Raw genomic sequence first — 26,897 nt, 5'->3', positions numbered from 1 at the left:
AAACTTTTGAAAAACAAAAAAGAATTATTGATGTATCTCAAATATTCAGTTGTTTTTATAATAGTTGCATTAGTTGTATTTTCACCTTGCATTTTGCGTAGAAGTAGTCTTGTTGCTGCAGGCGACTGTTATAATCAGTTCTTCCCGTCGTTAAATTATTTAAGTCATTATTACAGAAGTCTCTTGGGAGGAAATGCATCACTTTATGATACTTCTATTGGATTTGGTGATGATGTAATCGGAACACTGTCTTATTATGGACTTGGAGATATATTCTTAATACCATCGATGTTTTTTAGTAATTATCAGATGGCATATGTGTATTCTTTTATAGTACTTCTGAAGATGTGGTTTGCAGGAGCATTTTTTATCGCATACTGCAGATATAAGAATTGTTCTGATGAAGTATTGGTTGCTGCCGGAATTTCATATGGAATCAGCTTTTATATGCTGCAGAATGGATTATCAGCTTATGGATTTCTTACAGCTCCTGTCTGGTTTCCTTTGATAATGCTTGGAATTGATAAGATATATGATGGTAAAAATAAGGCAGGGCTTATACTTCTTTCGATAGTAGTATTTGTACAATCATTAAACGGTTTTTATTTCCTATACTACGATATAGTTGCCTGTGTTTGTTATTGTCTAATCAGAACATATGGATTATCTAAAAGTTCCAAGGCGTATAAAGATATATTTATAGATGATCTTAAGATTGCAGGGGGATTTCTTGTTGGTGTAGTTTGCTCCCTGTTTGTGCTATTGCCGGTATTAAAACATTATTTTCAGTCTCCAAGAACACAGGAGAGTGATAGTATTATCGAAAATCTTATCCAGTTACCATCTATGCAGGATATAGTGATACGGTTTAGAAATCTTATTATTCCTTCCTATAGCCTATATGAATATGGATTTGGACTTCCGGTGACATTTGTACTGGTAAGTATATGGATTATTCTCAGAATTAGGAAGAAGACATATCGTAAGTATGCATTTGCTTTTTGTATCATTGGTTTCGGATATTTCTTCCCTTTTGTAGGAACACTTATGAATGGATTCTCCTATAATACAAGCAGATGGATGTACATTGCCTTTTTTATAATGACATATACTACTGCTAAGTTCCTGCCGGAGATGGCTAAGGATATTGGCAGAAAAGAGATCATTATAGGAATGATCATTTTCATAGTTTCTTTAGTATCACACTTCTTAACAGGAACCGGAGAACGCTCTCAAGTAATTGTACGAATCATTATATTTACGATTATCGTGGCGGTAACGATTCTGTTATGTTTTAAACGTAACTTGAAAGTTTATTCCACAATTATAATAGTGGGAACAGCTATCATGGGCTTTATGTTCTTCGCTCCAATGAAGATAGGCGGAGAAGGAGTATCAAATTCTTTTAAAACATATAGTGAAATTCGTTCTGATTTCTTTGGCTCTGTTATATATGAGCTATCCACTGACGATAGTTATTCTGCTAATAATTTAGAATACTGCAGGGTTGATTACAATGATTCATCACTTGATGCACCATGCTTTATGGGGATTAATTCTACATATTCGTATTACAGCATATGTAATGGAAGTATTCTTGATCTATTTGTAAATCTTAGAGTTTCTCCCGCTTTTAACGGGTCTTTTGAGATCAATGGATTAGATAACAGGCAGGTACTCGAGAGTCTGTTTAGTACCAAAGTTTATTCTAAAAGCTATTACGATAAAGAAGTTTTAACAAACGAGTACTACTTACCACAGGGATTATTCTTTGATAAAGCGATTAGTGTTAGTGATGCAGAGGCATTAGATTATCTTGATAGAATGAATGTGCTAATGGAGGCAGTGATCGTTGATAACGCCCCTGCCAGTGCTGTGAAGACAGAAACAGATGATCTATTTTTGGGGACACAGGAAGAATGGAGCTTCGAAGTGATCTCTTGCAATGGTGCTGAAATATCAGATGGTAAGATATACGCTGAAAAAGGGGCTACGATTACATATGAATTTGATCCAATAAGCTTGGAAAGTCCATATGAAGAACTCTATATGCAGATTGATAACCTAAGATCTGATACAACTTTATGGAGTGATATTGTATTAGCGGAACGAAAGATCAGAACAAGACCTATTTCAGCCGAGACATATCTTCAGGGGAACTATGATTATCTGATCAATATTTCTTCTGTTGCAGTGGATGGTCAAGTGACCTTTTCGTTTGATCAAGGTGGAGAATTTACTTTTGATGAAATGAAGCTTGTAGTTAACAGACTGGAAGACTTTGATAGCTTATATCAAACCAGAAGCGAACATACGTTGAATGTTACCTATAGAGATAATGATAGTATTGAAGGTACTATAGATGAGAATAGCGATGGCTATCTTATGATCAATCTTCCATATAGTCAGAATTGGAAGTGCTATTGCGATGGACAGGAAATAGAAGTTGTTAAAGCGGATTATAGTTTTATGGCGGTCTATTTACCTGCAGGCGAACATGTGATCAGCTTTAAGTATGAGTATTGATGAACTTAATGTGATGTTTAGATATTTTGAGAGCAGTGTGATAAAAATCACACTGCTCTTTGGCGCCTTATATAGCGAGAAACAATATACACAAAGCAGCTAATAACTGCAATTAAAGAAATTATATAAGACATATTCCAAATGGCAGGAACTGTATATCTGACTTCAATCGTTCCTTTGTTCTCATATACTTTTGTAGATACAAATCCATCTGCAGATCTATCTGCATCAGATACCTTTCCATCTGTGTAAATCATATATTTAGGATAATAATAAAGAGGAATATCAATAACTGCTTCGTTCACTCCCTTAGGTAGTGCATAGTCAAAAGAAGTTACATCCTGACTCTTGTAGAAATTGGTTATAACTGTTCCTTCTTCTGATGAGGTTACAATGTTTCCTCTATCTTCTAGAACGGACTGTGTGTTGTCAGCATACGAATAAAGCCAGTCTGAGGTTCCAAGTACAGAAGCAAAAACTTTATTCTTAGCAGTATCCATCTCTCTGACATTTTCCATATAGTAAAGTGAATTGAGAGTTATCAACAAAATAGCTATACCATAAATAACCTTTGGTCTTGGATAGATCCATCTTAAGAAGATGATCACACAGCCAAGTACAAGTGAAGCAAATAAAGTTGCAGGTGATAACATTCTCCACGTAAACTGAATATTACATAGAATATTCAAAACAGGAATCTTCTCAACAATTCTCCATGGAAAGCACCATAAACACATGTAAATGGAGATAATAGACAAAACTATATAATAAATGCATTCCTTGACCACTGCGCTCTTTGAAGAACTTTTAATCCATTCCTTATAATGTTTAGCTATAAATATAATACTTAAAACTATGCCTATAAAGAGAACAAGTCCTAAAGATAGCGGCATCTCATCTTTGGTAGTGCCTAGCTTTTGGCTCAGAAAAGGAGCTCTGATAAATATTGCAAATATCTGGGAAAGATACGCAGCTTCAGAATAGATCGTATCATCACCTACTGTCTTTACAAAAAAGTCCTCTCCGTAAAAAGAAAGAAATGGAACAATGAAAAATAAGTTAATCAAAAGAGAAATGATAGCAGCCTTTAATATCTCTAAAAGCCTCTGAAGGAAGCTGCTTTTAATACGTGGAAGGAGAATAACAAAAGTAATTGCTGCAAAAAACACACAGATATATGTTGATAAAACATGACTTTGTAAGATACCTGTTATTGAAGCTGTAAGATATATCCATTTGTTCTTATAGTCACCTACGTAGAGTTCATAAATAGCATATGCAAATAATGGCATAAAAGTCATCGCCAGAAATTCGCCAATTGCTGCCCTTGTATAAATATTACTCAGATGATATAAGCCAAGGTTATATCCAAACGTCACAATAAGTCCAACATTTCGATCTTTGAATATTCTCTTGAAAGAAACGTATGCAATAAAAACACTTGCCACATTGTTTAGCACATAGAAAATCTTATAGGCATTCATAAGTGACATTCCAAAGCACATAAAACCAGCCGGAATGTATAAAAATAGTTGAGGGTACATTATAGATGATGCATATCCATATGTCTTGGACTGAAACATATTGAGCCACATAGGGAAACTTCCGCTATTTAAAGCTCGATAGATTCCACGGATTCTTCCTAAATGAAATTCTATATCATGCCCCATTATCAGGAAATCATTCATAAGTGGAAATGACATATAGATAATAAGACCAAGTAAAAGAGCAAAGATCTTTAATCCATCTTCATCATTAACATTTTTAAGTTTATTATAGATATATGCCACTATAAGAAGTGATGCAACTGCAAAAAGGTAAAACCACAACGCATCAAAATCTTTGGACATATTCTGCATATGGATCTGGCCAATCTTAAGAGATCCGCTTTGATAATTAACGACTAGTTCAACATCGGTAACATCGTTAGGAAAGTCAGCAGTTAATATAACGCCATTCTTGTCTGACGGGAGGCTTGATGAGGCATAGACTACGCCCTTCTTTCCCGTATCATCCATTTCATTTATCGATCTAAGCTCACAAGTGTTATCCTCGCTGTCAGTAACATAGGATACCAAAAACTGATATTTACCTTTATCAAGCTGCATCTTTTGCGTTGCGATCACATTATCAACAGCAGAATGATCAGATATCTCAAAGGAGTCATGAGAATCATCATAATATTCCAGTCCGTCCTCTGAAACGATCAGATCATTCGGCGTCATTATCATAATTGTAGTAGTATTAAAGCACTTTCTGAAGATGCCTAGTGCAATTATTAGAAGTATTAAAGCGAGTATAATGTACTTTGATTTTGATGATTTAAGTTTGATCATAATATCCTCTAGTTGGTTTAGATTTCTTGTGTAAAAATAATGGGTACATTTTCATAGCATTAAAGTAACTTTCTAAGTGGCGGGATAACGCTCTTAATGATCACAGTAATAGTTGTAAAAACCATTAATTCGACTAATACTGATAAGCATTCTACTTCATACTGCCCCCAAGAAATATGGCTCAGCAGAAAAGTATTTATATGTCTTGATATAGATGTATGCGTTTCTAAAATAAATATTCCAAAAGTGGAATTTGATATAATAGAAATCAGTTTAGACAGCACATTTGATGAAATATTATGGTGATGAAAGAATCGATAACACATTTGGAAAATAAAAAGTGTAGGCAAATAAATAAAATGCTGTCTCATCATCTCCACATTTTCCCCTTGAAAATGGTGCACTTCTATACTGAACAGGGCAACTCCAATTAACAAACTGATAGCTGTTCCACAGCTCAAAAATATATTAAGTATATTATTATCAGTATTGCTATCTTCTTCCAATTTACATATCATCCATCCAGATAATGGAAATATCATATTCCAACAAAAGCTAGCCCAATTTGTTGTATAGAACATCATATTATCCAAAATTTTGCACGAATATCTTAAAAATATAAGTACGCCATAGCCCGAGTAAAACAGTGTTGTTAAATAAATATAAATCTTCATCTGCTCCTTTGTAATGTGCTGTGCAATAATTCTAAGCAACGGTAGCATAAACAAATATGCAACATATGAATAAAGATACCAATTTAACCCTGTAGAAAAAATAATATCCGGGCGAGAATAATTTTTATCTTGAATCATAACTAGCAGCGTGCACAATAACATTATAATGAGTATACGTAATATCCTGTGAAGAAAAATTCTTTTAAAGCTTTCTGATTTTCCAAGTAATAATGCTCCTGAAATCATAAAAAAAAGTGGTGAACCACATTTTATAATCACAGAAATCACACATTTAATATAATAGTTTAGAGTAGCAGGGCTATCAATTTCAGCCACTGCATACGGGTACCGATGATTTAATAGAACCATTAATATGGCTATCACTCTCAATACTTCATATGAATTATCCTTGCTTATAGCTATTTTTTCTGTTTTTACGAAACTCATCTACTATTTTCCCCCAAAACATAAATGTGTACCTTCTTACTTAAACTGTTAAGCAGTTTTTACTTTTCTTTGACGTTATGACAGTAGCTGTTACTATCATAATCATAAGCGTTGGTGTCATTTTTTTCACTTGTAATTCAAAAACAATACATAAAGACACACCATTTTTATTCTATCACAGAAGAATGTAGCATAATACTACGGAGATGTGATAACAATATAAACACAATAGCAAACAAGAGAAAAATAGAATTAGCGCGGGGAAAGTCTCTGTGCTATAATAGCATAGGTGTTTGCCTACAAATAAGTATATAAGCGAAGAAGCTTTTGGGTATAAGAATCATTCAAAGGAGTAGAATTTTGTTTTCTGGAATTGCACTTGAAATTAAAGATATCAATCGACATGTAGAAAGAATACTGATCTATTCCATTTTGTCCGGGATGGCAATTATATTAGTGGTATTGTTATCATATGAGGTGTACAAGAATAATCATGTTGTTGTCAGGGATATTTCAGAGTTTTCCATTGGTGATGATAGTTCTATAACATATGAAATAGAAAATCCGTTCCAATTATCTGATGACGGATATTATTATGTATCTGGCTGGTTTGTTCAGAAAGACAACATGTATGAATATTATAATTATGGAGCGGATTTACATAGTGAAGGTCCTTACAATGATATGCATTTTTGCTTAATAGAAAATGATTCTTGCTATATTATTCCCACTAAACTGACGAGAAGAGATGACGTAGAATCTGTTCTAGAAGGAAAAGAAAAGGGATATTGCGGATTCTTTTCAAGAGTAAAGGGGGATTTCGATAACGACGAGATCCAGTATGGCATGCTTACAGTAAATCCGGAAGGAGCGGAAACGCTTTATGTTTTTAAAAAGCAATAAAACCGATAAACTTTTTTGTTTTTTTAGTTTTTGTGTCTTTTTTATATTGAGCTTATATATCACCGCAAGAATGGATGATCTTGTATTTGCATCCGGGATAGAACGGTATGGAAGTATTATTGGATGGGGTGACTTTTTTTCGAATAATTGGGGAGGAAGAGTTATTCCGCAGGGATGTCTGGTTTTGCTTCTTCAGATTCCAGAGACAGTATTTGCAGTTATCAACGCTGTTATGTGGATGGTATTGGTAACATATAGCGTTAAGATATTTGATTTTGATAGAAAATGTAACACTATTTTTCTTTTTTCTTTTATTGTAGTTGCTATATTTGTTTTTATCCCTGGTGGAATTATAGAGAGTACCCTATTTTGGAAATGCGCAAATGTATTGTATTTATGGGGAACGGCTTGCGCTCTTGTGGTTATTCATGCATTTATTAGCGAGTTAAATAATAGGAGAATGTCACGGCTGCAAAAGGTGGCTGTTTTTTTGTGTATTCTATATTCATCCAGTTTTGAGCAGATTGCAGTATTTATGTGCTTCATTCTTCTGTGTACTTTAGGGATAGATATTGTGCTGAGAAAAAAGGTGAATTTTACACTTCTATCGTTTACAGTTATATGTTTTATTCTGAGTGCATTTTTTATATTGATGCCTGGTAACAGGACGAGATATAATGCGGAAATATTACGCTTTTATCAAGGATGGGGGATGTACTCGAATCTGGACAAGTTTCTTCTTGGTATGAATTATGTAGTCAGTGGAATGGAAATGTGCATTCCTATTTTGATGTTAATTATATCAGGATCATTGTTTTATTATATTAAGAAAAGTGGTTGCGGACATTTTTTAAAAGTGACATCAATGTTAGTGTTCATTTTCTTTTCACTAAATTGTGTACATAGAGTTGGGACACAGTATAGTGGAGATAAATATCTTTTAGGCAAGATATTTGAATTATACTCTGTAGAAACTACTGATTTTAATATTCCATTAGTTGCATCAATCAAAGAGATAATCAATGTAATGGCGTTTGCTATATTGGGATGTGAGATAATCTTATATAAAAAGGGAAGTTTGAATGTTGTCCCGTTTTTGTTTTATCTTGGTGGAATAGGAACGATGATGATGATGGGATGGTCTCCAACAATTTATGCCAGCGGACAAAGACCCATGTTTATTGGGTGTTTTGCACTTGTTTTGGTTTTGACAGACTTGGTAGTTTATTTTTATTGTAACTGTAAAGTATACGAATCCCATATTTCATGAACTTAGTAATCTCGTTTTTATATATGCAACATCACAATCAGTTAGAATGATTATCACTGATGATTGTTATTATGGAATTCATGGCAATAATTATATACCAGCTCACCGATATAGTTTGGAAAATATAAGAATAGTTTTATATATAGATGAACAGTTAACGAGTACTAAAATGTAAAAAACTAAAGTATCTAGAATATGGTAAGGATGAGCGACACAAGTATATCCTAGAAGAGAAATAAGGAAATAATAGATGTCTACCAAAAAAGTATCAATAATAATTCCAGTCTATAATGCCACCAAGTCCCAGCTAGAAGCGAGTATAAACTCTGTAATAAACCAGACCTACGGCAATATAGAGCTGATATTAATAAACGACAAAAGCTTCAAAGAAGAAACAATAGATCAGTTAACTGTTTACAGTGAACTAAATATCATAAGTTCAGAAAAAGGGTATCAAAGAGTTATTAAATTCTACAATAATGACGAAAAAATAGGCATTTCCTCATCAAGAAACAAGGGAATAGAAGAATCGACCGGTGATTATATCTGCTTCCTTGATCAGGATGACTATTACGATCCTAATTATGTGATAAAATTGGTTGAGGCAATAACTTTAAAAGAAGCAGACATAGCAATGTGTGGCTTCTATTCTATTGATGAAAATGGAAACATCATAGACACATTCCCCAAAGGCGATATGGATACAGAATCTGCGTGGTATCCCTGGTCAATATGCTCAATATGGAATAGAATATATAGGCGTGATTTTATACAGCAGTACAACATCCACTTCCCAGATGGATGTGTAACAGAAGACATAGTGTTCCTTATGCAGTGTAATTTCTTTGCAGCAAAAATTGCAGTAGTCAAAGAAGCGTTGTACAGAAATGTCATCAGGCAGTCCTCTACCTCACATTCAAAGGATTTTCACGCACTGAAGCTGAATCAGATGCCTTTTGATCAAATAAGTCATTTACTAAAGGCTATAACCAATAATACCACTAGTGCCACCTTATTAAGATCTAGCCAATACCTAAAGGCACTGATATGCGATGAAATGGCTCTGCTATGCTATATTCTCTCTACAGGAAGTGATAATGCGACTGCCAAGGAGGCAGTAAAAAAGGCTGGATTAATAATTAGACTATCTACCAACAGAGGTAGCTTGAAATACATACATCAGTTCAACAAGTACTGTAAAGATAAAAAAAGCATGCAAGTATTGATACTGCTGATATATTGCTCTTCCAAATTGCATATCGAGGTTCCGATAGCAATGCTGATCAGGAAAATAATAAAGCGTAGCTTGCAGTAAATGGATAAAAAAATATATTATGGATACAGCTTGCAATTTATACGATACAGTTGGGCATGCAAGAGGTAATATTCATAATTATTACTTTAAACATTAAAAGGCGAATAGCGTTTATAATATTAAATTGCTAACATTCTTTTAAAAAAGAAAAAGCTTATATGGATTTTCGAACATATAATATAGATTATGATCTTATAAAATGAAAGATCTGGAACCTACTAGATCTTCAGTTTAATGTAAGCAATATGAGTTGAATATTTATTATAGGAAACCTACATTTTAAGCATGGAATATAATGAGGCAAGGTAAAATGGACAAAAAAAGAATATTATGGATATCAGCCTGTGTTCCATATGATAGAGTTGGTCATGCTGGAGGTAAGATTCATAATTATTATTTGAAATATCTCAAAGCAAATAGCGATTTTGATATTAAATTACTTACTTTTTATTGGGCAAATGAAAAAGATAAAATTGATCTGGATAAATATGATATAGATCATGAATTGATTGAAAGACGAATCTGGCATCTTCCTGATATTCTTATCAATGTTGAATCTGTGCTTAATCCTTGGAACAGATATGCAGGAATAGATCAAAACTACACTATTATTGAGTTTGATAAAAAGCTAAAAAAGTTTGCTGCAAGTGGATATCAGCCGGATATCGTGATTTTGCAGTGGACAGAAATGGTAGTGCTGATTGATATTGTTAAGAAGTACTTTCCTTGCGCTAAGTATATTGGAATTGAAGAAGATGTTAAATTTTTGAATTTTGAAAGACAGATCAGTAATAGAAGTAATAATGTGGTAAAAAGCTTATACCTAAATGTAAGATATAAGAGGCTAAAAAAGATAGAACTTGAAGCTTGTTCAAAATGCGATAAAGTAATTCTTAACAATCCTAAAGATCTAAAGCTGTTAAAGGACAATGGCATCGATTCTACAAAACTAACAGAGTGGCAACCATATTTTGATAGTTTCATAGATATTCCTTATGAAGGGAATAAAAAGCAAGTGATATTCTATGGAGCAATGGGGCGCATGGAAAATGTTGAGGCTGCCACATGGCTGGTTACGGATGTATTACCGCTTGTAAAAGATACAGAAGTTGAAGTACTTATCATAGGTTCACATCCAACGGAGCAGATAAAAGCATTAGAGAGTGACAGAGTTCATGTACTTGGATTTGTGGAAAGCATAGGGGATTATTTCAAGGATGCCATCTGCCTTGCTGCACCTCTCCGTCAGGGCGCTGGTGTTAAGATAAAAATCTTTGAAGCAATGTCCACTGGAATACCTGTATTGACTACAGACGTAGGAATAGAAGGGATTCCGGCTGAAGATGGTAAAGAGTACTTGCATTGTATTACTGCAGAGGAATTTGCCTACAGGATAGATGAACTTGCAAGTAATAGTAAATTGAGAGATTATATATCATCAAATGAAAAGTTGTTTATCAAAGGACGATTTAATCTTGAAAAAAGTGCTGATAGATTTATTGCTTTAATGAACGAATTGATATTGGTAGCCATATATCTTGTACATTAAAGGTTCAATAAAGCTAGATAACAATAATAAGGAATTATAGAATGAATAAATTATTTAGACTTTTTGTTCAGTTATATGGAGATTTGCGATGGCTTTGGCTTAATGGAATCGTTAATAAAATACCGTTTTGGCCCATTAGATGGTTGTTTTATATTATGTGCGGCATGAAGATAGGAAGGAATTCCAGAATAGGCATTAGAACAACAATTATCTATCCCAAAAACATAAAAATTGGAACAGGCGTTATAATTAACGAAGATTGTTATCTGGATGGTAGAGGTGGACTAGATATAGGCGATAATACATCTATTTCAATTTATTCTAAAATTGTAACAGCTAGCCATAGCAAGTCTTCTGAAACATTTGAGTATCATTCCAATAAGACACATATTGGTCAAAACGTTTGGATAGGAATAGGTGCAATAATCCTAGATGATTCTAGCATTGAAGATGAATGTGTAATAAGCGCTGGATCTGTTTTTAAAGGGAAGAGTGAAAAAGGATATGTGTATGCAGGAAATCCTGCTGCAATAGTTAATGAAAGAAAACTTGTTAAGAAATATACTTTGAAAAGAAATAGTTTAATGATATGAGTGATAGTAAACTTCCTAAAGTGAGTGTCATAACAGTAGTAAGAAATGACAAAGAGCATATTGAGTCGACTTTAAATAGTCTATTTGTACAGGATTATCCTAATATTGAATATATAGTGATTGATGGTGCTAGTACGGATGGTACCCTAGAGATATTAGAAAAATATAGAAGTAAAATAGATTATCTTATATCTGAACCTGATAATGGAATATATGATGCCATGAATAAGGGAATATCAATATCTAATGGAGACTATATTGGATTTTTAAATTCAGGCGATGAATATGCTGATAGTAAAGTTTTTTCTACTATATTCATGAATTTGTGTGAAAGAAAAGATGTTATTTATGGTGATAGTATAGAGGTGTCAGAGGATAGGGAAAAAGTAATAAGAACAGCTGATTTTTCTATTATGGAGTATGGCCCCATCTATAGGCATGGATCTTCTTTCGTCAGAAGTGATATACAAAAAAGTTTTTTATTTGATTTAACAAATAAAAAAATAGGGTATGCACTTGATTGGGACTTTATTTATAAATTGTTTAAATTAGGGTTTGAATTTCACTATAGCAATATAATAATTGAAAAGTATTTAAAAGATGGAATATCTAATAATGGATACCGTAATGCTTGGTATAATTTGTTAATAACTTCAGCATATGGAAATAAGATAAAAAAAATAATATATTTTCTTAAAAACATAGTAGCTACAAGGATTAGAAAATAGTATGACGATAATACGATTTATTAGAAGGATACCTTTAATAGGCTTATTAATTAATAATATTGAGAGAAAATATTGTGAGATAACATATAAAAAGAGAGAACTTAAAAGAATGCCTTTGAGGGAAGAATCACGAGGGAATGATTTTCCAGATAAAATATTCTTTGTAATTAGAAGAAATGATTCTAATGTTGGTCTCTTTTCTTATGTTATAAGTGCATTAGGTGGAATAATGTATGCTTTGGATAGAGGATATATTCCAATCATAGACATGAAAAACTATCCTAATCCATATTCTGATGAAAATTTAGGGGATATAAATGCATGGGAGTATTTCTTTGAACAACCGTGCAAATATAGATTAGAAGATATAGAGCATGCAAATCATGTTATTCTTTCGCCGGGAATACCAACCTGGGATTGCCCTAATGTTTCAGTCCTAGAGGAAGCAGATAATAGCAAGATTATATATTGGAAAAATGCATGGAAAAAATATATTAGAATCAATAAACAAACAATGGATTATATTCAGAATAAAGCTAAAGAGATTGGATATAACTATAGTTGCGGTGTAATTATAAGAGGTACAGATTATATACGGAATAAACCGATAGGACATCCTATTCAACCAACTCCTGATCAGGCGATTGAGACAGTTAATGAATTGATTAAAAAATGGGATTATGATAACTTTTTTATTACTACAGAGGATGCACAAATATATAATTTGTTCAAGAGTAAATCAAAATATAGCTTCACAAGTATTAGTGTTTTCCGATTGGATGACGAAGATGTGACAAAAGGGAATATTCCACAAATGATTAGTAAAAATATTGGAGGTTTTCAGCATGGACTGGATTATTTAACTAATGTTTGGGTGGTTTCACATTGCGATAGCATAATAGCAGGAAAATGCGGAGCAACACTAGCTGCTAAATTAATGTCTGATTATTATAAAAACGAGTTTTATTTTGATCTTGGGGTTTATAAATAATTATTTATTTAAACTTGGGTTATATTAATGGAATATAAAAACGTGTAGTTTGTTTTATGCTTTTGATTAGTAATAGAATCATATAGTTTCACTGGAGTGTATATATAAATGGAAAAACGATTGTTTGTTACAATGATGGTTAATTGTAATGCATTGGGCATAACAAAAGATGTTGGACAAATTCCATATTCAATGTATAAATATCATGGATATAATTCCTATCTTGTAACTTACAATAATGATGATTATCAGAAGTGGATAGATGAATATACTCCTGGAATTAAGGTTAAATATCTAAAAAAGAGAAGTGAAAATAGCGAGTTTTTTGATGAAGTCAGATTCCTATTTGTAAATGCAAAGAAAATTGATGTTCTTAATATGTATCATATGAGTGTTGAACATTTAATATGTCTTTGCATATATAAAATATTGAATCCTAGAGGGATTAGTTATTTAAAATTGGATATCGATTATCAGGGGTTAGACGGTCATTCGAAGCTTGCTAAATGGAAGAAGAAAATAATAGCATTTTTGCATCAAGGGGTAGATATAATATCTGCCGAAAGCAGTATTGCTTGTGAAAAGTATGATGATATTTTTGGAATTAAGCCTATTTATATTCCTTCAGGCTTTGCAGATATTCAAGTAGAACCAGATGCTTTAAATCTTGCGAAAAAAATATCCAAAGAAAAAATAATAATAACAGCAGGCAGATTAGGAACAAAACAGAAAGCAACAGAAGTTTTATTAGAGGCATTTGCTAAAGCTCAAAATGTTAATAATTGGAGATTAGTATTAGCAGGACCCGTAACTAAAGAGCTAAAAGAATGGCTGCAAAAATTTTATGATAATAATCCTAATATAAAAGACAAAGTGATTTTTACAGGAAATATAACTGATAAAAATGAATTATACAATCTGATGGGAAAATCAAGTATATTTGCTTTGCCATCTCGTTGGGGCGGATCAGAAATAGCAGCGGTTGAAGCTCTTTCTGAAGGAAACTATTTGATATTATCTGAAGGCGTGCCACCTTGTGAAGAATATACGAATCATGGAAAGTATGGTATTACAGTACCTGCAGATAATATAGATGCATGGGCTGATGCAATTGATAATGCAATAATAAAGTTAAGTAGTGGATATGATTATATAGATGCATCTAATTATGGAAAAAGTAATTTTAATTGGAAGAATATAACTCAAAAATTAGCAGATACTATTAAAGAAAATAATGATAAGAATAAAAAGACTATTGGAATATAAAGAATTAATAAAATATATATTATTGGCACGAGGAAAGCCGTAAAAGAATAATGATGCTTACTAATGACGATGGGAATTCAATCAGATTTCAAAAGGAGAAAAATGGAAAATAAAAACAGAATATCTCTTGTTTTTATAACTGACAAGAATTATTTGATTCAAACATGGGTAGCAGTTCGTTCTTTGATTGAATCTCAGAACACCAATACAAATACAGATATATATATTATTTCTGACGGACTTTCTGATTTAGATAAGCAAAAAATGTTATCGGTTTTGGAAGGATATCATTCATGCGAATTAATATTTTTAGATGTAGACAGTACTAAAGATTTTTCTGGTAAAATTCCAGATGACATTTTAAAATCGTGGGCTCCAGCGGTATTGTATAAGTTGTTGTTGTGCGATATTTTGCCATTAAACGTTCATAAAGTTATATATTTGGACGGTGATATGATAATAAGGAAAGATTTGTCTTATCTTTATAACATAGATCTTGAAAGCAATTATGTAGGGGCAGTTAGAGATACATTTTATGACAATATTGGCCATGAGAAGAGAATGAATATGGAAGGAGAATATTTTAATACAGGATGTTTGCTTTTGAATCTTGATTTTATGAGAGAAGTAAATCTTTCTAGAAAATTGATTGATACCAAGATGTCAAGGCCTGAATTTGGATTGGCAGATCAAGATACGTATAATGAAGTGTGCAGAGGAAAGGTGAAACTATTATCCTGTAGATATAATTTTTATACAACAAGTTTCTTGATGAACGAGGATATGAACGGATTTAAGAAATATACTGATTGTCCATATGAGGACAGAAAAAAAATGATTGAGGACGTAGCTGTTATTCACATGATTCATTATAGACCATGGAGATTAAAACTATCAGATAGCCAATGGAAAGCAATTGATAAAATTACTATTCCCAATATATATGATGGCGTGATTAGTTATATTTTGTTAAAATGGATTAGTTTATACAAAGAGTCACCTTTTTATAAAGATTTAGGTTATGAAAGTTTTAAAAGTGAAACTAGCATCTCCTTATCTCCTTGTGGTCTTATCTCATATGAAAAATTTGGACCTATAAGGTATAAAATTAGCCAAGATTGTGTTAAAGGAATAGTTAATGTTAGCTTGATTTTGGGTGGGATAAACTTAGTAACAAAACGTACAAATCCGATTTTGCATAAAAGTTATTATAGTTTTATTAGGTGAGTTAGTATTATTAATCTTATTGGCATAATATATAGTGTTAGCATCTAATTAGTACATTTTAAAATGAGTTAATCCCTTAGATAGCATATAATACAAGAGGAGAAACTCATTATGTCAAGAAAAAACAAACAACACACAAAGCAGTTCAAGTTGGATGCTGTCAACTATCGCAAGGAACATCCTGATCTCACATAGGTTGAATGTGCCAAGAATCTCGGAATAGGTACCAGCACCTTAGCAAGGTTGGAAGCCCAGTTCAAAGATAATGATGGTGATATCCCTACCAGAGGATCAGGTAACTACTCATCTGACGAAGCAAAGGAAATAGCTCGTCTTAAACGTGAATTACGTGATGCTCAGGATGCACTTGATGTGTTAAAAAAAGCCATCAGCATTTTGGGAAACGACTAACAGAAGCCATATATACCGAGGTTACTGCTAAGGTAGAGGCATCTAAAGTTACAAAACGCCGCATCTCTATCTCTGGAATGCTGAAATTTCTTGGCGTATCTCGCTCTGGATATAGAGCTTTCCTCAATCGGAAAGTCTCTCCTTCAAAATAGCGAAAAGAAACTGTCAAAAAGGAAATCCAGCAGATCTATGATGATTCTAAACAGAATTACGGAGCATCTAAAATAACTCAGGAGCTACGCAAATCCGGTGAGACAATTTCGAGCGCACAGTAGGCAAGTACATGCGCGAAAAGGGTATTAAAGCTCAATGAATCAAACCTTAGACTACCACAACCAGAGATCCTGATTTTAGCAATGAACTTCACAACATTCTTGATGAACAGTTTAATCCAGAGCGTCCTAACGCAGTCTGGTGTACTGATATCACATATCTTTGGACTCAGGACGGCTTTGTATATCTCAACTGCGTCATGGACTTATTTGCCAGGAAAATCATTGCCTGGACTCTTGCAGATACCATGGAGGTATCTACAGTAATTGAAACCATAAATAAGGCAAAAGCCTGCCGCAACACAGATCTGCCTTTGATAATCCATTCAGATTGTGGAAGCCAATACGTTTCAAGCGCTTGGCGTGAGGCTACTGAAAAGATGCAGTGTAGCTATTCCCATAGCGGTTATCCATACGATAATGCCTGCATAGAATTCTTCCATTCCTTGATTAAAAGGGAATGGCTTAACTGCTTTTCTATTATCAACTACAAGCACGCATATAGGCTTGTATTCGAGTATATCGAAAACTTTTATAACACCGTTAGGATCCACAGCCATTGTGACTATATGTCTCCTAACGAATTTGAAGAACTATATGAGAGGGTTATGGTTGCACCTGCTGCATAAGCAGGTAAACCTCTCATTTTAATTTGTACTTTTTATTGACATAGGACTAAGCGAATCCTAGCGCACTTACGGAGACATTTTGTATAAGTGGTGTAGAAATGCAAGCCTGTGGCATACCTGTAGTTACTAGGAAAAAACACGGATTACTATCTACTGTCATTAATGGAAAAACTGGATATTTATTTAATACCAGAAATGATTTTAAGACTAGTCTTATAAAATTGTTAAAGAACGGAAAAGTCAATAAAGAATATAGTCAGCAGGCCAGGATTTTTGTTACTGAAGAGTTTGACTACAGAAATGTTATAGATCAGTGGTTGAATGTTTTTAATGATATAGAAGAGAATATAAAAACATATGCCAAATTTTCTAAACGTGATTATTTAAATGGTTTAAATATTTAAATGCTTACTTTAGACATAAATGTAAAATTAAAAATTTACCATCATCTATAGATTATAAAGAGATGTATTTTAATGTTGGACATAGAGTAATGGCATGGGTTAGAAAAATAAAAAGATAAGGTAATCATATGACCAAATTTAAAATAATTCTGCAGATGCTGCAGAAATTAAATGTAATAATTCCGAAGAAATATAAAAAAAGAATACCGTTATTATTTTTAGCTATGATTGTTTCATCTGTGCTTGAAATGTTGGGAATAGCAGTTGTTATGCCATTTATGACCACATTAACAGATACGGATGCTTTAATGGATAAGTGGTATGTAAAGTTTCTTGTGAAAGCATTTGGAATAACTGAGTTTTACGGACTTTTGTTAATGATGGGACTTGTAGTAGTAGGCGTTTATATATTAAAAAATATTGTACTACTAATATCAAGAAATTATCAGAATATTTTTCAATGTAGCATACAAAGTGCAATGTCTACGGAAATGCTTGAACATTGTACCATGCGTCCATATTCATTCTTTCTAGGGGTTAATAGTTCTGAACTGTTAACCAATATTTTTAATGATGTAAACAATGTGTATAACATAATCGGAGCATTTTTGACACTTGTTAGTGAGAGTATAACAGTGTTTATGATTGCAGTGTTTATTTTTATTACTGATCCTGTTATGGCTGTTGGACTGGTTATTTTAGCTATTAGTTGTGTATTTATTATAGTATTTGGTTTTAAAAGATTATCAACTGAATCAGGAATTAAGTATAGAGACTCCTACAACAAAATGTACCAAGATGCCATGCAGGCAGTAGGTGGAATTAAAGAGATAGATGTTACAGGGAGGGGCAAGTTTTTTATTAATAAATTCGACGCAAATAGAAAAAAGTTCAGGGATGCACAAATTGTAGGTAATTTTCTAAATTTAGTTCCCGAACGTGTTGTAGAAACTTTATTTATTAGTGGAATAATACTTGTTCTTGTATTCCGTGTAAGATGGGGGATGGATGTAGAATCTTCAATAGTTACTTTGTCAGCATTTGCAGTAGCAGGGTACAGGTTATTGCCATCCATTAACAAATTATCTTCTAATATGACTAGTTTAATTTATTATCAGCCATCTCTTGAAGCTTCTTATAATAATATCGTTGGAGCTAGACGGGATGAGAAAGAGCGAATTGCTTATATAAAGCAACATGCATCCGCAGAACAAAAAGTTAAGGATAAAAGATTTGAAGATAAAATAACAGTAGATAAAATTGACTTTGCATATAATAGTTTATCAGATAATGTTCTTAAAAAGCTAGACTTGACTATCAAAAAAGGTACATCTATAGCTTTGATAGGAGAATCTGGGGCCGGTAAGTCTACACTATCAGATATTTTATTAGGACTTTTGATGCCACAAGAAGGTTCAATATATATGGATGGGATAGATATATTTACAATCCCATCTAAGTGGAACCGAATTGTCGGATATGTACCGCAGTCTGTCTATTTACTTGATGCTTCGATAAGAGAAAACATTGCTTTTGGAATAGATTGCAAAGATATATCCGAGGAGAAAGTATGGGAAGCACTGTCTAAAGCACAATTGGATTCTTATATAAAATCTTTATCGGATGGTTTGGATACTTTTGTTGGTGAACGTGGAATAAGGCTTTCTGGCGGACAAAGACAGAGGATTGCTATTGCTAGAGCTTTATATAATGATCCTGATATACTAATACTTGATGAGGCAACTAGTGCTCTTGACAATGAAACAGAAGAAGCTGTTATGGAAGCAATAGATGCTCTGCATGGACATAAAACTCTTATAATTGTTGCTCATAGGCTATCAACTATAGCTGGGTGTGATGAAATTTATGAAATAAAGAATGGAAAAGCGGTAAATAGAGATAAGAAAGAGGTTCTTGTTAGTGTCAAACATTGATAGTGTGAAATATAATAAAACTTTAACTGCACATATGGTTGTAAAAAACGAAGATCAATGGATATGGTTTTCTATTATGTCTGTAATTGATTATGTGGATAAAATGCTTATTTTTGACACAGGTTCAATTGATAAGACAGTTGAAGTGATTCATACAATAATTGATAAACCTGAATATAGGGATAAAGTATATTTCGAAGAAGTAGGTGCTGTTTCTATAGAAGAGTTTCCTAAAGTAAGACAACGTCAGCTTGATATGACAGATACTGATTACATATTACTGGTAGATGGTGACGAAATTTGGTGGAGAGACGGAATTAAAGAATTAAGAGAAGTGCTTGATAATAAAGAACCATCTAGAGTAAATGTTAAATTCATCTGTCCTTGTGTTGATATGTATCACTATAGAGATTTTTCAAGAGAATTGTATTATGATGCTTATAATGATATTCATGGAAGTATAAATGGAAGAGTTTTATCTATGTCTATACAAGGTCTTCATTGTAGTGGTGATTATGGAGTAGAAGGATATTCGGATTTTGAGGGAAATATTGATGCTTATGATGCCGCTGTTTTAGATCATTTTTATTTTCATTGTACCAAACTTAGACGTTCATCAGCATCATGGGGAGATGAGTCAATTAGTTATCGTAGAAAAAAAATATTTGATGATTGGGACCATAAGTTTCCAAAGGATTATAAATATCCGGAAATATTTTATGTTAATAGGCCTGATATAGTTCCTGATCCTTTTAAAACAAAAGATAATTTAACAAAACGGATATCCAAGAGAATTATTAGATTATATAGATTTTGTTTTAAAAAGAAAGAGTATATAAAAGTAAAAAACAGGAAATAATAATTGAATTTAAAAGTATACTATTACAATGTTTTTTCTTTTGTTTTGTGTAAAGATTTTGCAGTCGAATAGAAAATGTTTTAGGAGAATATGAAAAGTTAAATATACAGTAAGCACTCAATCATTTCAATTGGAAAGTGATTTTGAAAAGACTTGATAATAGAATAAATCGATGTTAGGCAAAGTAAGGAGACATGTTATGAATAATTATCTGACATCAGATTTGAATAAATCATACAAAAATATAACTTTTGTGACAATGTTATTCAATCTTGTAGATTCAAAAGAGAGTAAGTATCATTTTTCTTCAAAGGGCGAAGACAGACACTTGGAAAAAGATTATATCGGTTATTATGTGAAAAGCCTAGAAAAGATATGTGATAAATTCAAAGATATTATTGTGTTTTGCGATAAAGAGTGTGCAGATAATCTTAAAGCGCCAAACGCAAGAGTTATTGTAATGAAGTTGGAAGAACTACCGCTTTATTCTGAAATAGAACAGATAAGGAAGTTATTTAAGCTCACCGCAGAAAGAATGAAATTCAGTCAAAATGTTCATGTGAATAAAAAAGCAACAGAAGAGCAGTACTGGGATAGAGCTTTGTATTCAATAGTAGTACTTAGTAAACAACATATATTAACACGGGCTGCAAAATTAAATGGTGTTGACACTGAGTATCTTTGCTGGATTGATGCTGGTCTACTCACTGATGACCATCAAAAGTTTTGGGATGGGTGGAATGGAAAGATAGAAAAGGTTCCACAAGATGGCAGAGTAAGGTTTGTCTGTAGCAGTAATAAAGATTTAATAAGCACAGTTAAAGATATTCAGAGAACAAGACTAGAAGACGCAGTGTATTGTAGACGACCGATATCTTTTTCAATACGCTATTTTTTATCCCTTATCGGACGAGAAATAGGTCCAGTTCCACAGATTCTTGGGGGGGTAGAGTTTATTCAGAAGTCAGCATGTGAGGATTTTGAAAAAAAATATAATAAATATCTAAAGAGGATAATGTCGACAGGTCTTATTTGTTATGAACAGGGAATATTAACACTCATGTTTTCAGAACATCCAGAATGGTTTGAAGTGGTCTTAGGGAATAATAGAGAAATGGATATGATTTTTAATTCGAATTCGACTTGGACTTCTAAAAATGCCTCACGAGATAAGGTCTAGAAGATTGCCTAGATATGACTTAGGTTATTATCATAAGTTGAAATAATTGTTTATATAATATACGTCAGGATTTTGTCCTCGTGCTGATAAAAAAATAGATTATATTGAGAGGAAAGACTCATACTATGAAAAATGACAATTAAGTAATTCTAGAAGCATAAAAGTAAGGAATAATAAAATGAAAATAGGCATAGAAATATGTGATAACTATAATGACAATAAAGATTTTACACATTTGGAAAAAGGGAATCCTGGAATAGGTGGAATTTATTATCAGATGCTACTTATGGGTGATTCTTTACTCAAGTTTTTTGGTGATAAATATGAAATTGTTTTTTTTCACTATAATTCTTCTAACATATACCCTGTTGGTGCACGGGATATACTGTGCGATGATAATGTAGACTTATTAGAAAAGGCAGAAAAAGAAAAAATAGACGCACTTATTGTTAATTGTAATAAGTCTAATGAATGGTATAGTTGTTTAAGGACAAAAGATACTAATGTATTGGTTAGGGCTGGGTGCTATTTTAACTACGATGAATTGAAATGCATAAGAAATACACCACAAGTTGTTCGAGTAATAACTATTTCGTCCGAAGAATACGATTATTACTATGATGAGGATATTTTAGAGAAAACTATTTGTATAGAAAATTCTATATGTTTTTCTGAGTGTGAAGAGTATGATATCGGAATATCTGTTCAAAGAAGAAATCAAAAAGCAATTTCATCTCACAATGTAGCATATATTGGCTCGATTGTTCCTCAAAAAGGGTTTGCGAGGTTAGCAAAAATATGGACTAAAGTTGTAAAAAAGATACCAGATGCTCATTTATATGTTATTGGTTCAGGACAGTTATATGATTCAAATGCCAAATTGGGCAAATATGGAATTGCAGAGGAAAAGTTTGAAGCAAGTTTTATGAAGTATTTGTGTGATTCGGACGGTAATATACTATCTTCTGTTACTTTTTGTGGCCTTATTATGGGTGGCTATAGCGAAGCAATGAGTAATATATCGGTTGGAGTCGTTAATCCAATAGCATTAACTGAGACATTTTGCACGAGCGCTATTGATTTTGCTTCTTATGGAATACCAGTTGTAACTTGCGGAAAACATGGATTATTATCCACAGTTATTAATAGGGTCACGGGTATAACTTTTTTGACAAATATTGGATTTAGGAAGGCACTTATCAGATTGATGCTAGATAATGAACTAAATAAGAAATTGGGTGATAATGCTTATTTTTTCGCAAGAAATTTTGATTGGAAAAAGAAAACCAAAGATTGGGATGAGAAACTACAGGAATTAAGGTTTGGTTATAAGTGTGAACAAAGAAAATTGAATGGTAACTATTTTAATGATTTTAAGTGGTTCAAAGTAATTAATAGGTTTTTTAGGAAAAACTTAGGATTGACATTTTTACCAACAGCAGCGGATTATGAGGCTCTTTTTTTTAGTGTTGGACATTTTGTTATGGATATTTTTAGAAAACTCAGTGATTGATAATTATCAGATTGGAGAGAGGAGGCACTATGTTTTTTCGTGGTGTACATGTGGTAGCCGATAAGATGTTCGGTAAAATGAAGTGGTATGGAGAGTTTTTTAGAAAAAGGCAGGAAAGAAAAGAATGTAAAGAAAGTACAGGTTTCTTTGATAAGAATCAAGAAGTAATAGCTAAGAATATGGCGCAGCTATACGATGAAGAATCAAAAAAGATATATTCTGGAATGATTAAGTATAGAATGACAAGAAAAGACGAGGATTTTCCAGGGTGCGATGATGACCAGTATTTTCCTAAAGTTGTAAAAGACGCATTTACAAATGATATGACCTTTATTGATTGTGGAGGCTTCGATGGAGATACGACAACGGAATTTATAAAGCTTGTAAATGGTGAATATGTGGGGATAGTAGTCTTTGAGCCTGACGAAGGTCTCCAAGAAAGGCTTCACAGAAATTTGGAGAGCTTTCATGATGTCGTTATAAATCAAAAAGGCGTATGGGATAAAGATGCAACTTTGGAATTTGATATGTTGAGTAATGGGAGTTCTACTGTGGTAGAGAATTCAGGGAAAATGAATTCAAAGACTATAAAAATAGCAGTAACAAGTATAGATCAATGCCCAGAATGTAAGGATGCCTCCTTTATTAAAATGGATTTAGAAGGATCCGAATGGAAAGCATTGCATGGAGCTGAAAATACAATAAAACGTAATCATCCAATTCTGGCTGTTTGCATTTATCATTCTAATGAGGACTTTGTGAGAATTCAGCCATATCTCCATGAACTTGTTCCTGAATATCATTTTTTTGTACGCCAGTATGCGTATAATAACACCTCAGAGACGGTGTTATATGCAATTCCATAAAAGATGTGATGATGGTATAAGTAAGTTGAAGTATTTCAAAAAAGAGTGGTGTTTTTGCTATTGAGAGATTATGATGACCGTTATAAGAATGATAAAGTGAGTGATGATTCTTGTAACATCCGGACAGGATTCTTGAATTATCCGGACACGTAATCTTTTATTATCCGGACATGCATTCTTGAAACATGCGGACAACTGTTCCTGAAATATTCGGACAAATGACATCTCAGATTGAACTTCTTAGAATGTAATTAATTACATTCTAAGGGTATGAAATGAGGTGTCTTAATACTATGAAAGTTACCGAAATCCTTCGCCTGAGGGAAATGGCTATTAATCTACGCGATATCGCATCAGCCGTAGACTGTTCAAAAACTACTGTTGGCGAAATCCTCAACAGATGCAAGGACTGTGGACTCACTTATGAAGAAGCTGTAAAGCTTTCTCCTGAGCGAATCAATGAGCTGATATATCCAGACTCTTTTGGCCGTAAGCAATTCAAAGATGAACCGTAAACCCTCATTCATGAGTACCAAATAAAAAAGAAACCGCCAATTTACTGGCGATTTCATAGATTAGTACCTTGATAAGTTAATTAAGATTTTTTAAATCTGCTTGGACATTTTTTCTGAACATCTTTCGACCATGGAAGAAGTTTATCCAAGAAGCCAAGATTTTTATCATTTTGATGTTTGGGAACCTCGGTCAGTAGCATCTCGAGATAGTCGAAGGTGTTTATGCCATTGGCTTTGGCTGTTTCGGTCATGCTGAAAATCATAGCACTAGCTTTTGCGCCATTTGAAGACTCAATGAGAACAAAGTTCTTTCTGGTAATAGTAAATGGTCTTATAGCTTGCTCTGCATAGTTATTGTCCATTGGGATTCTGCCATCAGTAAGGAACATACGAAGGTATTCTTCCTGGTTAATGCTGTAAGCAAGAGCTCTGCCGATAACGCTGTTGTGAGTAACCTGATTGTATTTAGCTTTTACCCACTCGAAATAAGCATCAACTTTCTCTTGCAGAACAAGCTGACGCTGCTTTTTACGATCAGTGTTTGATAGGTCATCAAACTCGTTATCGATATGTATCATTTCAGTTATCATCGAGTAAGCTTCTGCTGCAACTAAGGCTTTGGCGGCTGATACACCCACCGACTTTATGAACCAGGCATATGGCCTGCGAGCGTGGATCTTATTCCAGTTCTGAGATAAGGTACACACTAGCAGGGACTGTACAAAAATACATAAGGCATAGGCGTATAGAAAGATATCCGGGAAGGCATGTTTTTTCAAGTCAGACACATGAACTGATGACAATATCTTGAGTCGAAGGCATATATAAAAAGTATGTTACCATTGCGAAGAAGAAACATCATGATTTGTTCCTGCAGGACAGCTATCCTCCTCATTCCATGAGACATAGTACAGCATGCCATCTGCTGGAAGCGGGAGTCGATATCGTCACGATAAGAAATATATTAGGTCATGTGTCTGTTCAGACCACCCAAATTTATGCAGAAATGTCGCAGGATTCTGTAGACAAGAAACTGAAAGAATGGAATGATGCCTGGTTTGGAAACAAGATTGAGATGAAGGAATCCAAAATGGATATTCCGGATTTTCTGAAAAAGAAGTAGTTTGTTATCTGAGAAGAATTATTGAAAATGAAGGGATTATCAGCGTTTTCCCAAAACTTCTCGAATAATGATTCTTCTCGGATAATCCGTATAACCGCAGACTACGTAGACTGCCGGGAAGTAATTGAAGTTGGCGTCTTTAAGTATGGCGCACCGCCTTTATGATGTTTGCTATGACATCATCAGACGCAGATGCTCCGATCTCAATGTGAACATCACCAAGTGATATGGAAACAGGTGTTGTAGTGTCTGGTAAAATGCGCGAATTGTGCGATTCGCCCGATTCGGGCAAAATCATTTCGCAGTTTGAGGATTGGACAAGGGGCTGAGATATGAGAACGATATCTGGCATTACTGAATCGACAACTGATTTTTTGAGGATATGCTTCCAGTAGTTGTAGGCGTGAAAGGATACATTCTTTTGGTCACACCATTGCCTGATAGTGAGACCACTGTCCTTTTGATCCTTGATCAGAGCCGCCCACTTAGTCATAGTGGCCTGATAGATTTTTTGCTTTGCATTCATGAGAATATCTCCTAATTGTGATAGCGCGAATTGCACAAATCGCACGATTCGATTCGAGCAAAGATGTTTGGAGAAATCTTCTCATAAATTTGTTACAATAGACAGGTACGTGTTATTGAGGATTTACGTTTTTCGGGTAAAGGACTTGTTTAGGAATATTGATTGGAAACATATACCTCTCAAAAGAAGGATGAGGTTAGGAGAGTTAGTGTTCGAATATTCAGAATCAGAATTAGGTAAGACCACTATTAAAAAGATAAGTGGGAAGGATGGAAAAACAGCTAAGAATCAGCAAAAATATATCAAAATCTAGAGGGGTTAGTGTTGAAATATTCCGTATATGTTTAGCGTAGAATTTATATAGGCTTTCTAAGTATAATGGCTTGGAACAATAATCATATGCTATAGCTTTTGATTATTCGCTTGGGGATAAGCTTGATGAAGAATGCTTTTTGATTTTATTATCCAAATCTTGAACTGGCGCTTCTAAAAAATATGTAAAAACGGGTTTTATAGACTTTATAAGTAAGCGCGAAAAAATTAGGTGGATCGCTACCGCAATTAATTAGGTTCATAATGGATTCGAATAACGTACATTTTACTATGTTTAAAGTCGAATGATGAACATTTCACTACGACTTGGAAGGAGCTGTTATGTCGAATCCAAAGAAACCACAACCTCGCAGAACAGATGAGGAATGGTACAGACTCATTATGGACTGCAGAAAGAGCGGGCTATCCGATTCTCAGTTTTGTCAAGCAAATGGAATTCCTAATTCTTCGTTTTCTACTGCTGTCAAACGTCTACGCAAGAAATCTTTCGCGATTCCTGAAGTCACT

At 33.5% G+C, this 26,897-nt stretch carries 24 protein-coding genes and 2 pseudogenes; 22 read left to right on the top strand and 4 right to left on the bottom strand.

What is annotated here, in order from left to right; all coding sequences use genetic code 11:
* Positions 1-6: 6 nt before the first annotated feature.
* Entirely contained in the window at positions 7-2,526 is a 2,520-nt protein-coding gene (locus BMX21_RS07560; RefSeq protein WP_177173967.1) for a YfhO family protein, read from the top strand.
* Positions 2,527-2,573: 47 nt separating this feature from the next.
* On the opposite strand, the gene BMX21_RS07555 is transcribed toward BMX21_RS07560, so the two are convergent.
* Together BMX21_RS07555 and BMX21_RS07550 are read right to left on the bottom strand one after the other, a co-directional pair.
* Positions 2,574-4,862, bottom strand: a complete 2,289-nt coding sequence (locus BMX21_RS07555) for a hypothetical protein (RefSeq protein ID WP_092042998.1) — start codon at positions 4,860-4,862, stop codon at positions 2,574-2,576.
* A gap of 59 nt (positions 4,863-4,921) precedes the next feature.
* Positions 4,922-5,983 (bottom strand): acyltransferase family protein, encoded by a 1,062-nt coding sequence (locus BMX21_RS07550; protein WP_092042995.1) that lies wholly within the window; start codon positions 5,981-5,983, stop codon positions 4,922-4,924.
* Between the two features lie 360 nt (positions 5,984-6,343).
* Here BMX21_RS07550 and BMX21_RS07545 point away from each other — a divergent pair, with 360 nt between their 5' ends.
* The 19 genes and pseudogenes from BMX21_RS07545 (at position 6,344) to BMX21_RS07460 (ending at position 24,408) form a co-directional block, all read left to right on the top strand.
* Positions 6,344-6,886, top strand: coding sequence for a hypothetical protein (locus BMX21_RS07545; RefSeq protein ID WP_092042992.1), 543 nt, complete (start codon positions 6,344-6,346; stop codon positions 6,884-6,886).
* A complete protein-coding gene (locus tag BMX21_RS07540) occupies positions 6,867-8,156 on the top strand; it encodes a DUF6056 family protein (protein WP_092042990.1) in 1,290 nt (429 codons plus the stop codon). The genes BMX21_RS07545 and BMX21_RS07540 overlap by 20 nt, the downstream gene beginning before the upstream one ends.
* 250 nt (positions 8,157-8,406) lie before the next feature.
* On the top strand, positions 8,407-9,471 hold the full coding sequence (locus tag BMX21_RS07535) for a glycosyltransferase family 2 protein (protein WP_092042987.1): 1,065 nt from the start codon (positions 8,407-8,409) through the stop codon (positions 9,469-9,471).
* Between the two features lie 310 nt (positions 9,472-9,781).
* Entirely contained in the window at positions 9,782-11,020 is a 1,239-nt protein-coding gene (locus BMX21_RS07530; protein ID WP_177173966.1) for a glycosyltransferase, read from the top strand.
* 41 nt (positions 11,021-11,061) lie between these two features.
* On the top strand, positions 11,062-11,613 hold the full coding sequence (locus BMX21_RS07525; protein WP_092042982.1) for an acyltransferase: 552 nt from the start codon (positions 11,062-11,064) through the stop codon (positions 11,611-11,613).
* Positions 11,610-12,341, top strand: a complete 732-nt coding sequence (locus tag BMX21_RS07520; RefSeq protein WP_092042979.1) for a glycosyltransferase family 2 protein — start codon at positions 11,610-11,612, stop codon at positions 12,339-12,341. Before BMX21_RS07525 ends, BMX21_RS07520 begins: the two co-directional genes overlap by 4 nt.
* Position 12,342: 1 nt before the next feature.
* Positions 12,343-13,332, top strand: a complete 990-nt coding sequence (locus BMX21_RS07515; RefSeq protein WP_092042978.1) for a hypothetical protein — start codon at positions 12,343-12,345, stop codon at positions 13,330-13,332.
* 108 nt (positions 13,333-13,440) lie between these two features.
* Positions 13,441-14,598 carry a glycosyltransferase family 4 protein gene (locus tag BMX21_RS07510; protein ID WP_092042977.1) on the top strand — a complete coding sequence of 386 codons (1,158 nt, stop codon included), beginning with the start codon at positions 13,441-13,443 and terminating at the stop codon, positions 14,596-14,598.
* 102 nt (positions 14,599-14,700) lie between these two features.
* The gene (locus BMX21_RS07505) at positions 14,701-15,825 is read left to right on the top strand and encodes a glycosyltransferase family 8 protein (protein ID WP_177173965.1); all 1,125 of its coding nucleotides are present in this window, start codon (positions 14,701-14,703) and stop codon (positions 15,823-15,825) included.
* A 243-nt stretch (positions 15,826-16,068) separates the two neighbouring features.
* Positions 16,069-16,236: a hypothetical protein gene (locus BMX21_RS19670; protein WP_242952892.1), complete on the top strand. Its 168-nt coding sequence runs from the start codon at positions 16,069-16,071 to the stop codon at positions 16,234-16,236.
* A 167-nt stretch (positions 16,237-16,403) separates the two neighbouring features.
* Positions 16,404-16,511 (top strand): annotated as a pseudogene (locus BMX21_RS20040) (IS3 family transposase); the annotation flags it as partial.
* 95 nt (positions 16,512-16,606) lie between these two features.
* Positions 16,607-17,137, top strand: a complete 531-nt coding sequence (locus BMX21_RS20035) for an IS3 family transposase (RefSeq protein ID WP_242952896.1) — start codon at positions 16,607-16,609, stop codon at positions 17,135-17,137.
* Positions 17,138-17,205: 68 nt separating this feature from the next.
* Positions 17,206-17,541 (top strand): annotated as a pseudogene (locus BMX21_RS07490) (glycosyltransferase); the annotation flags it as partial.
* 128 nt (positions 17,542-17,669) lie between these two features.
* The gene (locus BMX21_RS07485; RefSeq protein WP_092042973.1) at positions 17,670-19,475 is read left to right on the top strand and encodes an ABC transporter ATP-binding protein; all 1,806 of its coding nucleotides are present in this window, start codon (positions 17,670-17,672) and stop codon (positions 19,473-19,475) included.
* On the top strand, positions 19,462-20,334 hold the full coding sequence (locus BMX21_RS07480; protein WP_092042970.1) for a glycosyltransferase: 873 nt from the start codon (positions 19,462-19,464) through the stop codon (positions 20,332-20,334). The genes BMX21_RS07485 and BMX21_RS07480 overlap by 14 nt, the downstream gene beginning before the upstream one ends.
* 199 nt (positions 20,335-20,533) lie before the next feature.
* A complete protein-coding gene (locus tag BMX21_RS07475; protein WP_177173964.1) occupies positions 20,534-21,514 on the top strand; it encodes a WlaTC/HtrL family glycosyltransferase in 981 nt (326 codons plus the stop codon).
* Positions 21,515-21,692: 178 nt separating this feature from the next.
* The gene (locus BMX21_RS07470) at positions 21,693-23,027 is read left to right on the top strand and encodes a glycosyltransferase (RefSeq protein ID WP_092042964.1); all 1,335 of its coding nucleotides are present in this window, start codon (positions 21,693-21,695) and stop codon (positions 23,025-23,027) included.
* 29 nt (positions 23,028-23,056) lie between these two features.
* Complete coding sequence (locus tag BMX21_RS07465; RefSeq protein ID WP_092042962.1) at positions 23,057-23,893, top strand: FkbM family methyltransferase; 837 nt, start codon at positions 23,057-23,059, stop codon at positions 23,891-23,893.
* Positions 23,894-24,186: 293 nt separating this feature from the next.
* Complete coding sequence (locus BMX21_RS07460) at positions 24,187-24,408, top strand: hypothetical protein (protein ID WP_092042959.1); 222 nt, start codon at positions 24,187-24,189, stop codon at positions 24,406-24,408.
* Positions 24,409-24,488: 80 nt separating this feature from the next.
* Here BMX21_RS07460 and BMX21_RS07455 read toward each other — a convergent pair whose 3' ends face one another.
* Positions 24,489-25,115 carry an IS66 family transposase gene (locus tag BMX21_RS07455; protein ID WP_177173963.1) on the bottom strand — a complete coding sequence of 209 codons (627 nt, stop codon included), beginning with the start codon at positions 25,113-25,115 and terminating at the stop codon, positions 24,489-24,491.
* Between the two features lie 158 nt (positions 25,116-25,273).
* Between BMX21_RS07455 and BMX21_RS07450 the strand changes: the two genes are divergently transcribed.
* The gene (locus tag BMX21_RS07450) at positions 25,274-25,531 is read left to right on the top strand and encodes a tyrosine-type recombinase/integrase (RefSeq protein ID WP_092042953.1); all 258 of its coding nucleotides are present in this window, start codon (positions 25,274-25,276) and stop codon (positions 25,529-25,531) included.
* Positions 25,532-25,670: 139 nt separating this feature from the next.
* On the opposite strand, the gene tnpA (BMX21_RS07445) is transcribed toward BMX21_RS07450, so the two are convergent.
* Positions 25,671-26,057 (bottom strand): IS66 family insertion sequence element accessory protein TnpA, encoded by a 387-nt coding sequence (tnpA, locus tag BMX21_RS07445; RefSeq protein WP_092042950.1) that lies wholly within the window; start codon positions 26,055-26,057, stop codon positions 25,671-25,673.
* Between the two features lie 654 nt (positions 26,058-26,711).
* Here tnpA (BMX21_RS07445) and tnpA (BMX21_RS19535) point away from each other — a divergent pair.
* Positions 26,712-26,897, top strand: a 186-nt coding sequence (tnpA, locus tag BMX21_RS19535) for an IS66 family insertion sequence element accessory protein TnpA (protein ID WP_242952891.1), incomplete at its 3' end; no start/stop codon positions are given.

Origin of the sequence: Butyrivibrio sp. TB, from assembly GCF_900110805.1 — a bacterium.
GTDB lineage: Bacteria > Bacillota > Clostridia > Lachnospirales > Lachnospiraceae > Butyrivibrio > Butyrivibrio fibrisolvens_C.
Note: the sequence above shows the minus strand (reverse complement) of the source record. Positions and strands in the feature narration are given on the sequence as shown.

Bases quoted from the DNA above. Each gene is read 5' to 3' on its own strand.
- BMX21_RS07555 (WP_092042998.1), bottom strand. From the start codon at position 4,862: ATGATCAAACTTAAATCATCAAAATCAAAGTACATTATACTCGCTTTA.
- BMX21_RS07550 (WP_092042995.1), bottom strand. From the start codon at position 5,983: ATGAGTTTCGTAAAAACAGAAAAAATAGCTATAAGCAAGGATAATTCA.
- BMX21_RS07540 (WP_092042990.1), top strand. From the start codon at position 6,867: ATGTTTTTAAAAAGCAATAAAACCGATAAACTTTTTTGTTTTTTTAGT.
- BMX21_RS07535 (WP_092042987.1), top strand. From the start codon at position 8,407: ATGTCTACCAAAAAAGTATCAATAATAATTCCAGTCTATAATGCCACC.
- BMX21_RS07530 (WP_177173966.1), top strand. From the start codon at position 9,782: ATGGACAAAAAAAGAATATTATGGATATCAGCCTGTGTTCCATATGAT.
- BMX21_RS07525 (WP_092042982.1), top strand. From the start codon at position 11,062: ATGAATAAATTATTTAGACTTTTTGTTCAGTTATATGGAGATTTGCGA.
- BMX21_RS07520 (WP_092042979.1), top strand. From the start codon at position 11,610: ATGAGTGATAGTAAACTTCCTAAAGTGAGTGTCATAACAGTAGTAAGA.
- BMX21_RS07515 (WP_092042978.1), top strand. From the start codon at position 12,343: ATGACGATAATACGATTTATTAGAAGGATACCTTTAATAGGCTTATTA.
- BMX21_RS07510 (WP_092042977.1), top strand. From the start codon at position 13,441: ATGGAAAAACGATTGTTTGTTACAATGATGGTTAATTGTAATGCATTG.
- BMX21_RS07505 (WP_177173965.1), top strand. From the start codon at position 14,701: ATGGAAAATAAAAACAGAATATCTCTTGTTTTTATAACTGACAAGAAT.
- BMX21_RS07485 (WP_092042973.1), top strand. From the start codon at position 17,670: ATGACCAAATTTAAAATAATTCTGCAGATGCTGCAGAAATTAAATGTA.
- BMX21_RS07475 (WP_177173964.1), top strand. From the start codon at position 20,534: ATGAATAATTATCTGACATCAGATTTGAATAAATCATACAAAAATATA.
- BMX21_RS07470 (WP_092042964.1), top strand. From the start codon at position 21,693: ATGAAAATAGGCATAGAAATATGTGATAACTATAATGACAATAAAGAT.
- BMX21_RS07465 (WP_092042962.1), top strand. From the start codon at position 23,057: ATGTTTTTTCGTGGTGTACATGTGGTAGCCGATAAGATGTTCGGTAAA.
- BMX21_RS07460 (WP_092042959.1), top strand. From the start codon at position 24,187: ATGAAAGTTACCGAAATCCTTCGCCTGAGGGAAATGGCTATTAATCTA.
- tnpA (WP_092042950.1), bottom strand. From the start codon at position 26,057: ATGAATGCAAAGCAAAAAATCTATCAGGCCACTATGACTAAGTGGGCG.